Annotated in this window: 9 protein-coding genes, 4 tRNA genes and 1 pseudogene; 5 read left to right on the top strand and 9 right to left on the bottom strand. The window is 69.0% G+C overall.

All coding sequences use genetic code 11. The features are described from left to right. Positions 1–114: 114 nt before the first annotated feature. Positions 115–957, top strand: a complete 843-nt coding sequence (locus ABZZ74_RS36390) for a hypothetical protein (RefSeq protein WP_356772408.1) — start codon at positions 115–117, stop codon at positions 955–957. Between the two features lie 494 nt (positions 958–1451). Further along, positions 1452–1658: a developmental transcriptional regulator BldC gene (bldC, locus tag ABZZ74_RS36385; RefSeq protein ID WP_003949541.1), complete on the top strand. Its 207-nt coding sequence runs from the start codon at positions 1452–1454 to the stop codon at positions 1656–1658. Between the two features lie 483 nt (positions 1659–2141). On the opposite strand, the gene ABZZ74_RS36380 is transcribed toward bldC, so the two are convergent. The 9 genes and pseudogenes from ABZZ74_RS36380 to ABZZ74_RS36340 all read right to left on the bottom strand — a co-directional run bounded on the left by ABZZ74_RS36380 (position 2142) and on the right by ABZZ74_RS36340 (position 9697). Next, entirely contained in the window at positions 2142–2333 is a 192-nt protein-coding gene (locus ABZZ74_RS36380) for a DUF6274 family protein (protein WP_356772406.1), read from the bottom strand. Between the two features lie 485 nt (positions 2334–2818). Beyond that, a tRNA-Asp gene (locus tag ABZZ74_RS36375) sits at positions 2819–2893 on the bottom strand. A 93-nt stretch (positions 2894–2986) separates the two neighbouring features. After that, entirely contained in the window at positions 2987–6955 is a 3969-nt protein-coding gene (hrpA, locus tag ABZZ74_RS36370; protein WP_356772404.1) for an ATP-dependent RNA helicase HrpA, read from the bottom strand. 69 nt (positions 6956–7024) lie between these two features. After that, positions 7025–7381 (bottom strand): hypothetical protein, encoded by a 357-nt coding sequence (locus ABZZ74_RS36365; protein WP_356772402.1) that lies wholly within the window; start codon positions 7379–7381, stop codon positions 7025–7027. 181 nt (positions 7382–7562) lie between these two features. Continuing rightward, positions 7563–7646, bottom strand: a pseudogene (locus ABZZ74_RS36360) (DivIVA domain-containing protein); the annotation flags it as partial. A gap of 112 nt (positions 7647–7758) precedes the next feature. Further along, positions 7759–7832 (bottom strand) — tRNA-Phe (locus tag ABZZ74_RS36355). A gap of 24 nt (positions 7833–7856) precedes the next feature. Continuing rightward, positions 7857–7931 (bottom strand) — tRNA-Asp (locus ABZZ74_RS36350). A gap of 41 nt (positions 7932–7972) precedes the next feature. Continuing rightward, positions 7973–8045: transfer RNA gene (locus ABZZ74_RS36345), tRNA-Glu, on the bottom strand. Positions 8046–8125: 80 nt separating this feature from the next. Beyond that, entirely contained in the window at positions 8126–9697 is a 1572-nt protein-coding gene (locus tag ABZZ74_RS36340; protein WP_356772400.1) for a metallophosphoesterase, read from the bottom strand. Positions 9698–9782: 85 nt separating this feature from the next. On the opposite strand from ABZZ74_RS36340, the gene ABZZ74_RS36335 reads away from it, so the two are divergent. From ABZZ74_RS36335 to ABZZ74_RS36325, 3 genes are all read left to right on the top strand, one after another. After that, on the top strand, positions 9783–10133 hold the full coding sequence (locus tag ABZZ74_RS36335) for a metallopeptidase family protein (protein ID WP_240869980.1): 351 nt from the start codon (positions 9783–9785) through the stop codon (positions 10131–10133). Between the two features lie 83 nt (positions 10134–10216). Beyond that, a complete protein-coding gene (locus ABZZ74_RS36330) occupies positions 10217–10735 on the top strand; it encodes a hypothetical protein (RefSeq protein ID WP_356772398.1) in 519 nt (172 codons plus the stop codon). Positions 10736–10971: 236 nt separating this feature from the next. After that, complete coding sequence (locus ABZZ74_RS36325; RefSeq protein WP_356772396.1) at positions 10972–13071, top strand: DEAD/DEAH box helicase; 2100 nt, start codon at positions 10972–10974, stop codon at positions 13069–13071. The last annotated feature ends 179 nt before the right edge of the window (positions 13072–13250 follow it).

The following is a 13250-nucleotide window of genomic DNA, read 5'->3' as shown; positions in this document are numbered from 1 at the left end:
CTCAGGATCACCTACTGGTGGCGTGTGGCCGTGCGACGATTTGCATAGATTTCCCGCAGGTTTGTGTGCGGGTTCCGTAGGTTTTCCCGATGGTGGGCGGGGGAGGGAGCAGGCGTGCCCAAGGTGTCCTCGGTGATCGTCCCGTACGCGACCTACCTCCGCGTCTACGAACCGCTGGCCGCCTTCCCCGAGCCGGAGCGCAGCCACTGGGCGCGTTACGCCCGCCGCCCGCAGCGGCCCTCGTACCAGGACGAACTGCGTCGCTCGCTCGCCGACCTGCTGCCCACCCCGCCGATCCCGGTCCCGGTGCACGAGAGCAGTGACGCGTTCGTGGTGGATGTGGACGGGGTCGTGTGCGTGTGCCCGTGGCGGACCCGGCTGCGCGGCTGGCAGGCCCTGCAGGAGCTGCCCGAGGAACTGCCGAAGCCGGTCCTCGACGCGGTGCTGCCCGAGGTCGTACGGCACCAGGCCACCCAGGACTACGAGCGCTGGCTGGCGCGCAACCCCGACGCCCGTCCCTGGATCCGCACCTCGACCTGGCAGGTGCCGCTGCACTGGTTCGTGCTGGTCTCCGACGAGGAGCGGCGCTTCGACAAGGGGTCGGGCGAGATCCCGCCGATGCTGCGGTATCGCACACCCATGGTGCAGGCGCGGCGGCGGGTGGCGCGGGCGCTGCGGGCCCTGAAGGACGCCCTCGACGAGGGGCCGCTCATCGACGGTCTGGTGGATGTGGGCCGCTGGCTGGAGGAGTTCCATCCGCGCTCGCTGGTCGAGCTGGACTACGGCGGGCTGGTGCACACCCTGCCGGCCGGCGCGCTCGAGGACGACCACTCGGCGGCCGACGTGGCCGAGGGCATCGAGGCGTTGCGGCTCGGTGACGGGGCGGCGGCGGGGACCGCGTACGGGCGGCTGGTGGAGCGCTGGCGGTCGGTCAGGGACCGGCGCTCGGCGAACTGACGTTTGACGGGACGCCCGTTTTGGGGTTTCGTCCTCGTTCAAGAAGTTCCCGTGTTCCCTTGAGCTTTCGCCGACGAGGGACGTAGGTCCCGATCCGGGCGTACACCTCACTGTGTGTCAAGCGTGACGGACCGCACGTACCCGGCTCTTGCATCTCTTGCCCCTCCTCATGCCAAAATAGGACAAGGGGTTCGGGGGAGGCTCTTCTTTGGGGGGCTTGATGACTCCTGCGCGTCCTGTGACTGATCGTCACAGTGGCGTGACTGTCCGCTATGGCATGGTCCATCGGCTTCCGTCGGTGATGAACACCTGGAGGGGCAATTCCATCGGTTTGGCCGACGCGGCTGGACAGATGGTGTAGTTGTAGTGCCGAGGACAAGCCGTTCGTCCTATAACCGACTCGACTCGCGTCCGCCATTTCGGGCAACGCGGGTCAAGGTGCAGAATTTAGAGGAAAGAACCGAGAAGGTTCGGTTCTCCCGAGGAGGCCGCTCATGACCGCTCGCACCCCTGATGCCGAGCCGCTGCTGACCCCGGCTGAGGTCGCCACCATGTTCCGTGTGGACCCGAAGACGGTCACGCGGTGGGCGAAGGCCGGCAAGCTCACTTCCATCCGTACGCTCGGCGGGCACCGCCGTTACCGCGAGGCCGAAGTCCGCGCTCTGCTCGCGGGCATTCCGCAGCAGCGCAGCGAGGCCTGAACAACTCAATAGCGGGCAAACCGGCAGGTCCCCAACCGTGCCGAGGTGCCCGAACCCTAGCTCCAAGCGACGCGGGTTCTGCCCCAACAGAGCCCACGCCCAAGCCCCCAGGGGCTTCTCAGGCAAGTGACAAGGGTGCGTCGTCGATCGCGCTGGACTCCGCCGGGTCCAGCGCGATCTTTTTTGTGCGCGTGGGGTGTGGGACCGATCGCTCTGTGAGCGGGCTTGTCGGAGTCTGGGGAGGGGTGTCGGATCTCCTGTGGGCGGCCTCGGAAGGGGGCCGACGGGAGGGGTGACACTCAGGTGCAATTGCACATATTAAATTGACCAGTTGTAGGCCGGGTGTAAGTACCGCGGTTTCAGAAACTCATGCGGTGACACCCGTCACATGCCGGGGTCCTTGTTGCCGTTGCTCCACGTGCGCTAGAGGGGGACATCTGATCCACCGTCCCCTGGCGCGGCGGGCGTTGGGAGTGTCCGGGGTCACGCACCGGCGGGGCTCTCGTCCTCGACCGTCTTGCCCGGCGCCTCGGCGGCTCTGGGGGCGGAGTCCATCGCCAGCCGCAGCAGATGGTGGCAGATCGGGCAGTGCCGGGTCAGGTGCCCGTACGACGACGCGGCCGACAGATGCGCACGGAGCAACGCCCGCGTCTCGTGCCTGACCGAAGCCGCCATACGCCACCTCCAGGGGCCGCACGGGAACGGGCCCTGGTCCCTGGGTACCGAGGGAACCCGACGCCGTCAAGACGGCCTGGGAGCCATGGGAAACGCTCACAGTGCCGATACGCAGGAGATCGGCCCCCCTGAAACCCCGCCAACGGCCCCACCGGAACACGAAGAAGACCCGCACCCCTGACGGGATCCGAGCCTCACACGAAGAAGACCCGTCACCCTTTGCAGGTGCGGGTCTTGGTTGTGGTCCTGGGCGGGGTTTGCTGGGGTCGACTGCGGTGTGCGCCGCGGGCGCGGTCTCCGGCTGGGCGGGAGGGCCGGGGGTAGGGAATGGCCCGCTACCGTGCGGGTGCGGTGCGGGTCTTGGTTGCGTCCTGACGGGACTTGCTGCGGTCGATTGCGGCTTGCGTCGCGGGTGCGGCCTCCGGTCGGGCGGGGGCCGGGGCATGAAGAAGGCCCGTCACCCTTTGCGGGTGCGGGCCTTGTTGCGGTCCTGACGGGATTTGAACCCGCGGCCTCCACCTTGACAGGGTGGCGAGCACTCCAAACTGCTCCACAGGACCAGGTTTCGCGGCGCGATTCGTGCGTTGCGCTGCGAGAAGAGACTGTACAGGAGGGGAGCCGCCTGGTCGAACTCACTTAACGTGCGGGGACCGTCACGGGGCCAGCTGGTCGATCGTCTTCACGATCCGCTTGTCGGAGATCGGGTACGCCGTGCCGAGCGCGTGCGCGAAATAGCTGACCCGGAGCTCCTCGATCATCCAGCGCACGTCCAGCACCTGCTGCGGCACCGGGCGCCCCTGCGGCATCTGCTCCAGCAGCCACGCGTACTCGTCCCGCATCTCGTGCACCTTCTCCATACGGGTCGTGTCCCGCTGGACGTTCGTCGGCATCTGCTGCAGCCGGCGGTCGGCGGCGACGAGATAGCGCATCAGATCCGGCAGCCGCCGCAGCCCCGTCTCCGTCACGAAACCAGGCTTCACGAGCGCGTCCAACTGCTGACGCACGTCCTGGAGGTTCGCCAGCAGCGCGGGACTCCGTACGGACTTCAAACGGCGTTCACAGGCCTGCCAGGCGGCCAGCACCTGCTGCACCTGCCCGACCGCCCGCACCGTCGTGTCCACGATCTCCGCGCGCACCTTGTCGTACAGCTTCCGGTACGACTCCTCGTCCCACGCCGGCCCCCCGAAGTCACCGATCAGCCGGTCCGCCGCCGCCATCGCACAGTCGTCGAACAGCGCCTGGACCGAGCCGTGCGGATTCGCGGACAGGGCGAGCTTCTGGGCGTTCGTCAGGCGATCGCTCGCGAAGCGCGCCGGATTGACCGGGATGTTGCGCAGGATCAGCCGTCGCGTGCCCTTCCACATCGCCTCGGCCTGCTCCGCCTCCGTGTCGAAGAGCCGGACCGAGACCGTGTCGCCGTCGTCCACCAGCGCCGGGTACGCCTTGACCGGCTGCCCCGCCCGGCGGGTCTCGAAGACGCGCGTCAGGGAGCCGATCGTCCAGTCGGTCAGACCCTTGCGCTCCAGGGACTCACCGCCCTGCCGCTCCGCGGTGGCCGCCGCGGCCTGCGAGATCGCCTGGCGCGCCTTCGGCTTCAACCGGAGCTTCAGCGCCTCCAGATCCTTGTCCTCCGCCAGCTTGCGACGGCGCTCGTCGACGATCCGGAAGGTGATCCGCAGATGGTCCGGCACCTTCGACCAGTCGAAGTCCTCCGCCTCGAAGGGGACGCCGACCATGCGCTTCAACTCGCGCGCCATCGTCGTCGTCAAGGGCTCCTGGAGGGGCACCGCCGCATCCAGGAAGCGCTTCGCGAAGTTCGGCGCCGGTACATAGTTGCGGCGGATCGGCTTGGGGAGGGAACGGATCAGCTCCGTCACCAACTCCTCCCGCAGACCCGGGATCTGCCAGTCGAAGCCCTCGTCCGTGACCTGGTTGAGCACGTGGAGCGGGATGTGGACCGTCACACCGTCCGCGTCCGCCCCCGGCTCGAACTGGTACGTCACCCGGAACTTGAGCTGCCCCTGCCGCCAACTGTCCGGATAGTCCGCCTTGGTGACCGCCTCGGCCGACTCCCGGATGAGCATCTCCCGCTCGAAGTCCAGGAACTCCGGCTGCTCGTGCCGCTTCCGCTTCCACCAGGAGTCGAAATGGGCGCCGGAAACCACGTGCTCGGGCACCCGCTGGTCGTAGAAGTCGAAGAGCGTGTCGTCGTCGACCACGATGTCCCGGCGCCGCGCGCGGTGCTCCAACTCCTCGACCTCGCTGAGGAGTCTGCGGTTGTCGGCGAAGAACTTGTGGTGCGTGCGCCAGTCGCCCTCGACGAGCGCGTTGCGGATGAACAGCTCGCGGCTGGCCTCCGGGTCGATCCGGCCGTAGTTGACCTTCCGGTCGGCGACGATCGGGACGCCGTACAGCGTGACCTTCTCGTACGCCATCACGGCCGCCTGGTCCTTCTCCCAGTGCGGCTCGCTGTACGTCCGCTTCAGCAGATGCTCCGCGAGCGGCTCGACCCACTCCGGCTCGATCCTGGCGTTGACGCGGGCCCACAGCCGCGAGGTCTCCACCAGCTCCGCCGACATCACGAACCGCGGTGGCTTCTTGAACAGCGACGAGCCCGGGAAGATCGCGAACTTGGCGTTGCGGGCGCCCAGATACTCGTTCTTCGCGCCCTCCTTCACGTCCTTCATGCCGATGTGGGAGAGCAGACCGGCGAGGAGCGAGACGTGGACGCGGTCGGCGGGGGCATCATCCTCGTTGAGGTGGATGCCCATCTGCTTGGCGACCGTGCGGAGTTGGGTGTAGATGTCCTGCCATTCGCGAATGCGCAGGAAATTGAGGTACTCCTGCTTGCACATCCGGCGGAAGGACGACGAGCCCCGCTCCTTCTGCTGCTCCCTGATGTAACGCCACAGGTTCAGATAGGCCAGGAAGTCGCTGGTCTCGTCCCGGAAGCGGGCGTGCTGCTGGTCGGCCTGCGTCTGCTTGTCCGCCGGGCGCTCGCGCGGATCCTGGATGGAGAGCGCGGCGGCTATCACCATGACCTCGCGGACACAGCCGTTCTTGTCGGCCTCCAGCACCATGCGCGCCAGACGCGGGTCGACGGGCAGCTGGGCCAGCTTCCGGCCGGTCTGCGTCAGCCGCCTCCGCGGGTCCTTCTCGGCCGGGTCGAGCGCGCCCAGCTCCTGCAGCAACTGCACACCGTCACGGATGTTGCGGTGGTCCGGCGGGTCGATGAAGGGGAACTTCTCGATGTCGCCGAGACCGGCCGCGGTCATCTGCAGGATCACGGACGCGAGGTTCGTACGCAGGATCTCCGCGTCGGTGAACTCCGGACGGGCCTCGAAGTCGTCCTCCGAGTACAGCCGGATGCAGATGCCGTCACTCGTGCGCCCGCAGCGGCCCTTGCGCTGGTTGGCGCTGGCCTGGCTGATCGGCTCGATCGGCAGCCGCTGGACCTTGGTGCGGTGGCTGTAGCGGGAGATACGGGCGAAGCCCGGGTCGATGACGTACTTGATGCCCGGGACGGTCAGCGAGGTCTCGGCGACGTTCGTCGCCAGAACGATCCTGCGTCCGGTGTGCGGCTGAAAGACGCGATGCTGCTCGGCGTGGGACAGCCGCGCGTACAGCGGAAGAATCTCCGTGAAGCGGTACTGCTTGCGCGTGAGCGCGTCCGCCGTGTCCCGGATCTCCCGCTCACCGGAGAGGAAGACGAGGATGTCCCCCTTCCCCTCCCCCATCAGCTCCTCGACCGCGTCCGTGATCGCCGTGATCTGGTCCCGGTCGGAGTCGTCCGCGTCCTCCTCCAACAGCGGCCGGTAGCGCACCTCCACCGGATACGTCCGCCCGCTGACCTCGACGATCGGCGCGTTGCCGAAATGCCGGGAGAACCGCTCCGGATCGATGGTGGCCGAGGTGATGACGACCTTCAGATCGGGCCGGCGCGGCAGCAGCTGCGCCAGATACCCCAGCAGGAAGTCGATGTTGAGGGACCGCTCGTGAGCCTCGTCGATGATGATCGTGTCGTAGGCGCGCAGCTCGCGGTCGGTCTGGATCTCGGCCAGCAGGATGCCGTCCGTCATCAGCTTGATGAAGGTCGCATCCTGGTTCACCTGATCGGTGAAGCGCACCTTCCAGCCCACGGCCTCACCGAGCGGGGTGTCCAGCTCCTCCGCGACCCGCTCGGCGACCGTACGGGCGGCGATACGACGGGGCTGGGTGTGCCCGATCATGCCCCGCACACCACGCCCCAGCTCCAGGCAGATCTTCGGGATCTGGGTGGTCTTGCCTGACCCGGTCTCACCGGCGACGATCACGACCTGGTGATCGCGGATGGCGTCGGCGATCTCGCTCTTCTTCTGGCTGACCGGCAGCTGCTCGGGATACGTGACGGCGGGCACACGGGAGCGCCGGGTGCCGATGCGCTCCTCGGCCTTGCCGATCTCGCCCTCGATCTCGGCGAGCACGGCGGCGCGGGCCTCCGGCTTGCGGATCTTGCGCGCGCCTTCGAGCCTGCGCCCGAGCCGCTGCGCGTCGCGCAGGGAGAGCTCGGTCAGGCGGGGGGCGAGGGTGCCGAGGGCCGGGGTGCTGGTAGCCGGGGTGCCGGGGGCAGGGTGCGTAGACATACGCGATCCAGGATCTCATCCCCGGGAAATCCGTGGCGAACGATTTGTACCCGGTGGCTTCCGGGCGCCTTACGGCGTCCGCTGGGCGGGCGGCGCGGCAGGTGGCGTGGCAGCCGGCGCGGCGGGCGGTGCGGCGGCCGGCGCGGCATGCTGCCGTCCGCTGCCGCCGTTCCCGAGAGCGATCGACCTGGCCGTGTTCGACACGGCCTTGATGCCCAGATAGGCGGTGGTCATGCTGCTCACGGCGGTGAAGGCGGCGGTGAGCACGCCGACGATCACCGACTTGTCACCGTCCAGCCGCCACACGCCGAAGATCGCGGCCCCGGCGATGGCGAGATTGCTGATCACCACGGCCAGCAGCCCGTACCGGGCCCGGTCCTTCTCCAACTCGACGTCCCGAATGGCCCTGGCCTCACTGTGACTCATCGTCCCCGCCCTCTGTCCCAACGCCGACCAGCCAGAACGTAGCGCCGCAGAACCCCGGTGCCAACCTGATCCCCACCATCGGTCACCGCCCCCGCAACTCAGCGACCCGAGCGTCCACTTGCCCCCGGTCATAACCCCGCCGGGCGACGTCGAACACCGGGGGCGCGTCGGGCGCCGTACCCGCGACAAGCCGGGAGATATAGGCGTCGACCTGAGCACGGTCGTAACCGCGCCGGACGATCTCGAAGCCGTGGAAGTCACTCACCATGAACATCCGCCCCATGTTCGACTGATCATCTGATCCGGTGAACAGTCTGCATAGAACAAGCCGTACGACATACAAAAAGGCCCCGATCCGAGGATCGGGGCCTTAGCTGTGGCTGGGGCCGGGGTCGAACCGGCGACCTATCGCTTTTCAGGCGATCGCTCGTACCAACTGAGCTACCCAGCCACGAGATCTCCGAAGAGATCTCAGCGGTCCTGACGGGATTTGAACCCGCGGCCTCCACCTTGACAGGGTGGCGAGCACTCCAAACTGCTCCACAGGACCAAGCTTTGTGAGCGACCACCAGTGTCGCACACGGTTTTGCGTGCCCCCAACGGGATTCGAACCCGTGCTACCGCCTTGAAAGGGCGGCGTCCTAGGCCGCTAGACGATGAGGGCTATCGGCCCGCCTGGGCGCTTCTCAGCGCGTCGGGGACGTGAGAAGCATATGGGATGCGGGGAGGGATCGCCAAAACGGTTTAGGGGGCCGAGGGGGAAGGGGCTGATGGGGTGGGTGTGGTGGGGGTGGCCCCGGGCTTGTTGTCGTCGGGGAGGTGGCGGCTGACCTCCGCCGTGGTCTCGCCCAGGCCGCCCAGCTTGATCGCGTCCCAGGCCTGGAGGCGTCGGGTGTCGCGGTCGAAGTAGAGGATCGAGGCCTCGATGGGGGCCGGGTACTTGTGTTCGAGGGCGCGCAGGCCGCTGCCGCCGGTCGAGCCCTCCATGCGCAGTCGGGTGCCGTACTTGAGGATCTCGTCGCCCTCGTGGTGGAGGTGTCCGCAGAGGACCAGTGGGACGGTGCCGTCGACCTCGCGGGCCGCGGACGGTTCATGGATCATCGCGACGTCGACGGGGGTGCCGGCGGTCTTCTGGTCGTTCAGGGCGGAGGCGAGCCGGTCGCCGGCCAGTTGTTCGGAGGCGTCGGCGCCGGGTTTGTTGGAGCGGTCGGGGGTGAACTGGGGGTCGCCCATGCCGGCGAAGCGCAGTCCGGCGATGGTCTGCGCCTTGCCGTTGTCGAGGACGTGGACGTTCTTCATGCGTTCGAGGTAGCGCTGGGTGAGGTTGGAGTCGTGGTTGCCGCGGACCCAGACGTAGGGCGCCCCGAGGTCGGCGATGGGGTCCAGGAAGCCGTTCTCGGCGGCTGTGCCGTGGTCCATGGTGTCGCCGGTGTCGACGATGACGTTGACCTTGTACTGCTCCACCAGCGAGGCGATGATCTTCCAGCTCGCGGGGTTGAGGTGGATGTCGGAGACGTGCAGGACGCGGATGGTGGTGGGGTCGGGCTGGTAGGCGGGAAGGGTGGAGGTGACGTCGTACAGCTTGGTCACGTTCGTCACCAGGCGGGCCAACTCCTTCTGGTAGACGTCGAATTCGGTGACGATGCTGCGGGCGTTGCCGACGAGGGAGGGGGCCGAGGAGAGCAGGCCGGAGTACTTGGGTTCGAGGACGGAGTCGGGGTTCCAGGTGGCGTAGGCGGTGGCGCCGGAGGCCATCAGCAGGGCGAGGGCGGTGCCGCCGGCGGCGAGGGCGCGGCGGGGGCGGCGGTAGACGGCGAGGCCGAGGGCGGTGGCGCCGGAGACGACGGCGACGCAGGAGCGCAGGGCGAGGTCGAGGGTGCCGTGTTGGACGTCGCGGGCGACTTCGTCCTGGAGGCCGGAGAGGCGTTCTGGGTGGTCGACGAGGGCTTGGGCGCGGACGGGGTCGAGCTGGTCGACGTTGACGTCGAGGCGGACCGGGGCGTGGTGGGTGTCGAGTTCGAGGGCGCCCAGGGGTGAGACGTTGATCTTCGTGCCGCCGGTGAGGGAGGGGCGCAGGGTCATGGTGGTGTTCATCGGCCCGACCGGGACGCGCACGTTGCCGACGATGAGCAGTCCGAGCCAGGCGCCGAGGAGTACGACGGCCATCAGGCCGAGGGCGCGTACCCAGGGGTGCGGCTGGGGGAGGAGTTCGGCGGTGGGGTGTTGTCGGCGGGAGCGGTAGTGGCGGGCGAGGGTGCGCGGGGAGGTGCGGATGCGGTTCACGACGGTCGACGCCATGGCGGGGACGCGGGCCATTGGTCCCGTATGCCCAAGTCCGGACGCGGATATGCGAGCGGGTTGGTGACTCTCGTACGGGTGCTCGGTGGCTGACAATGGGCGTGTGCTGGAGATGACGCGCGAGGAGTTCGAGGAACTGGTCGCCGAGGCGTTGGACCGGATTCCGCCGGAGCTGACACGGCTGATGGACAACGTGGCGGTGTTCGTCGAGGACGAACCGCCCGCCGACGACCCCGAGCTGCTCGGGCTGTACGAGGGCACTCCGTTGACGGACCGGGGGGAGTGGTATGCCGGTGTGCTGCCGGACCGGATCACCGTCTATCGGGGGCCGACGCTGCGGATGTGCGACAGCCGGGAGGACGTGGTCGCGGAGACCGAGGTGACGGTGGTGCATGAGATCGCGCATCACTTCGGGATCGACGACGCGCGGCTGCACGCGCTGGGTTACGGGTAGGGGGCGCGGGCGGGCGCGTGTCCTCTTGTGGGGGGCGGGAGTTGAACGGGTTGACTTCTCCCTCCGCCTGAGAGGTGGCTTCCGTGCGCCGCTTGTACGTACCCGTCCGTCTGGCCGTCACGGTCATGGCCGTCGCCGCGGCTGCCGGCTGTATGAGCGTGGGCGACGACGGGGGTGGCGGGGGCGCGAAGCCGGCGCACTCGGCGGGCCGGCGGGGCGGGGCGGATGCGGGCGGGGGGTCGGCGGTGTCGGGTGGCGGCTCCGGTATGGGGGCGGTGGCCGACGGGAAGCACGGGGGGAAGAAGGGCAAGGGGAAGGCGGGGGAGTCGGTGTCTCCGGGTGCCTCGCCGTCGGCGGGTGCCAGTGGTTCCGCTCCGGCGCGGGGCGGGCCGGGCAAGAGCGCCGAGCCGGGGGTGCCCACGCCGACGGGGGCGCAGCCGACGCCCACGCAGAGTGCGGAGCCGCCGACGCCGACCGCGCAGCCGACGTCGTCCGCGCCGGAGCCGCCGCCGTCCGCGGAGCCGTCGTCGTCGGCGCATCCGGACACGGGGGCGCAGTTGGAGGACCGTGAGCCGGCGCCGATGGCGGGGTCGCCGGTGTGAGGTGCGGGGGGCGGGCACGTGACCTTGGCTACAGGGGCCAGGGCTGGTTTGCCTTCGGGGGTGGGGGGTGCGTATGGTGGTAGATCGTTTGATCCCATTGCCCGGCGCCATTGCAGAGAGCGCCGCGTGGCGCGTTCTCTCCCTTGCCGTGGCTGACCGCATAGAGGCGGTCGTATTGCGAAATCACGGAGTTGACGGGCGCGTGCCGACGAGACTCCGGAAGGTTTCGCTTACGCATGTCCATTTCCAGTACTGATCACGTCGTCGTGCCCGAGAACGAGGGCACCGAGGACGCTGTCGAGGTCACCTTCGCGGACCTCGGTCTCCCCGAGGGCGTGGTGCGCAAGCTCGCCCAGAACGGCGTGACCACCCCCTTCCCGATCCAGGCCGCGACCATCCCGGACGCGCTGGCGGGCAAGGACATTCTCGGCCGTGGCCGTACCGGCTCCGGCAAGACGCTGTCCTTCGGTCTGCCGACCCTGGCCACGCTGGCCGGCGGTCACACCCAGAAGCACAAGCCGCGCGCGGTCATCCTCACGCCGACGCGTGAGCTCGCCATGCAGGTGGCGGATGCGCTGCAGCCGTACGGCGACGTCCTCGGCCTGAAGATGAAGGTCGTCTGCGGCGGTACGTCGATGGGCAACCAGATCTACGCCCTGGAGCGCGGCGTCGACATCCTCGTCGCCACCCCGGGCCGGCTGCGCGACATCATCAACCGCGGTGCCTGCTCCCTGGAGGACGTGCAGATCGCGGTCCTCGACGAGGCCGACCAGATGTCCGACCTGGGCTTCCTGCCCGAGGTCACCGAGCTGCTGGACCAGATCCCGGCCGGCGGTCAGCGCATGCTCTTCTCCGCGACGATGGAGAACGAGATCAAGACTCTCGTCGACCGGTACCTGAACAACCCGGTCCACCACGAGGTGGACGCCGCCCAGGGCGCGGTGACGACCATGTCGCACCACATCCTGATCGTGAAGCCCAAGGACAAGGCGCCGGTCACGGCCGCGATCGCCTCCCGCAAGGGCCGCACCATCATCTTCGTCCGCACCCAGCTGGGCGCCGACCGCGTGGCCGAGCAGCTGCGCGATGCGGGTGTGAAGGCGGACGCGCTGCACGGCGGCATGACGCAGGGCGCGCGCACCCGCACGCTGGCGGACTTCAAGGACGGGTACGTCAACTGCCTGGTGGCGACGGACGTCGCGGCCCGCGGCATCCACGTCGACGGCATCGACCTCGTCCTGAACGTCGACCCGGCCGGTGACCACAAGGACTACCTGCACCGCGCCGGCCGTACCGCCCGTGCGGGCCGCACCGGCACGGTCGTCTCGCTGTCCCTGCCGCACCAGCGCCGCCAGATCTTCCGGCTGATGGAGGACGCGGGCGTCGACGCCGGGCGTCACATCATCAACTCCGGTACGGCTTTCGAGCCCGAGGTCGCCGAGATCACCGGCGCCCGTTCGATGACCGAGGTCCAGTCCGAGTCCGCGGCCAACGCGGCCCAGCAGGCCGAGCGTGAGGTCGCTCACCTCACCAAGCAGCTGGAGCGGGCGCAGCGCCGGGCGAGCGAGCTGCGTGAGGAGGCCGACCGTCTGGTGGCCCGGGTCGCCCGCGAGCGCGGCGAGGACCCGGAGGTGGCGGTGGCCGAGGCGCAGGTCGCGGTCGCCGAGGCTGCTGTCGAGGTGGCCGAGGTGTCCGTGCCCGAGCAGCCTGCCGCGCAGGACGTGGAGCGTACGGAGGCCGCGCCGTCGTACGAGCGTCGTGAGCGTCGGGACAACGACCGTGGCGGTTTCCGCCGTGACGACCGTCGTGATGACCGGGGTGGCCGTTCCTTCGAGCGCCGTGACGACCGTGGTGGCCGTGGGTTCGAGCGTCGGGACAACGACCGTGGCGGTTTCCGCCGCGATGACCGTCGCGACGACCGCCGGGATGACCGTGGTGGCCGTTCCTTCGAGCGCCGTGACGACCGTGGTGGGCGTGGGTTCGAGCGTCGGGACAACGACCGTGGTGGCTTCCGCCGTGACGACCGTCGTGACGACCGTGGTGGCCGTTCCTTCGAGCGCCGTGACGACCGTGGTGGGCGTGGGTTCGAGCGTCGGGACAACGACCGTGGCGGGTTCCGCCGCGACGAGCGTCCGGCCGGCCGTTCCTTCGAGCGCCGGGACGAGCGTGGCGGTCACCGTGGCAGCGACCGTCCCTTCAACCGCGACCGCCGTGACGACCGTCCGGGCTTCCGCACCGGCGGCCACGACCGCCCGTACGGCCGCCGTGACGACCACCGCGGCACCGGCTCCTTCGGCCGCCGTGACGACAAGCCGCGCTGGAAGCGCAACGGCTGACCTCATACGGAGCTGACGCCCATACGGCTGTGAACGCCGTGGCCCCCGTCGAAACTGGCGGGGGCCACGGCGTTTGTCGTGTACGGGATCAGAAAACGCTCTCCGGGTCAGCCCAAGAGACGGTAATGTCAGCCGTCTTGTGGGACGGGTGGGACGGCCGGGGGGCCGGGCCACGATCG

The organism is Streptomyces sp. NPDC006476 (genome assembly GCF_040612015.1).
Classification (GTDB): domain Bacteria; phylum Actinomycetota; class Actinomycetes; order Streptomycetales; family Streptomycetaceae; genus Streptomyces; species Streptomyces griseorubiginosus_B.
The sequence above is the reverse complement of the archived record's forward strand: the minus strand, read 5'-3'. Positions and strand labels throughout refer to the sequence as shown.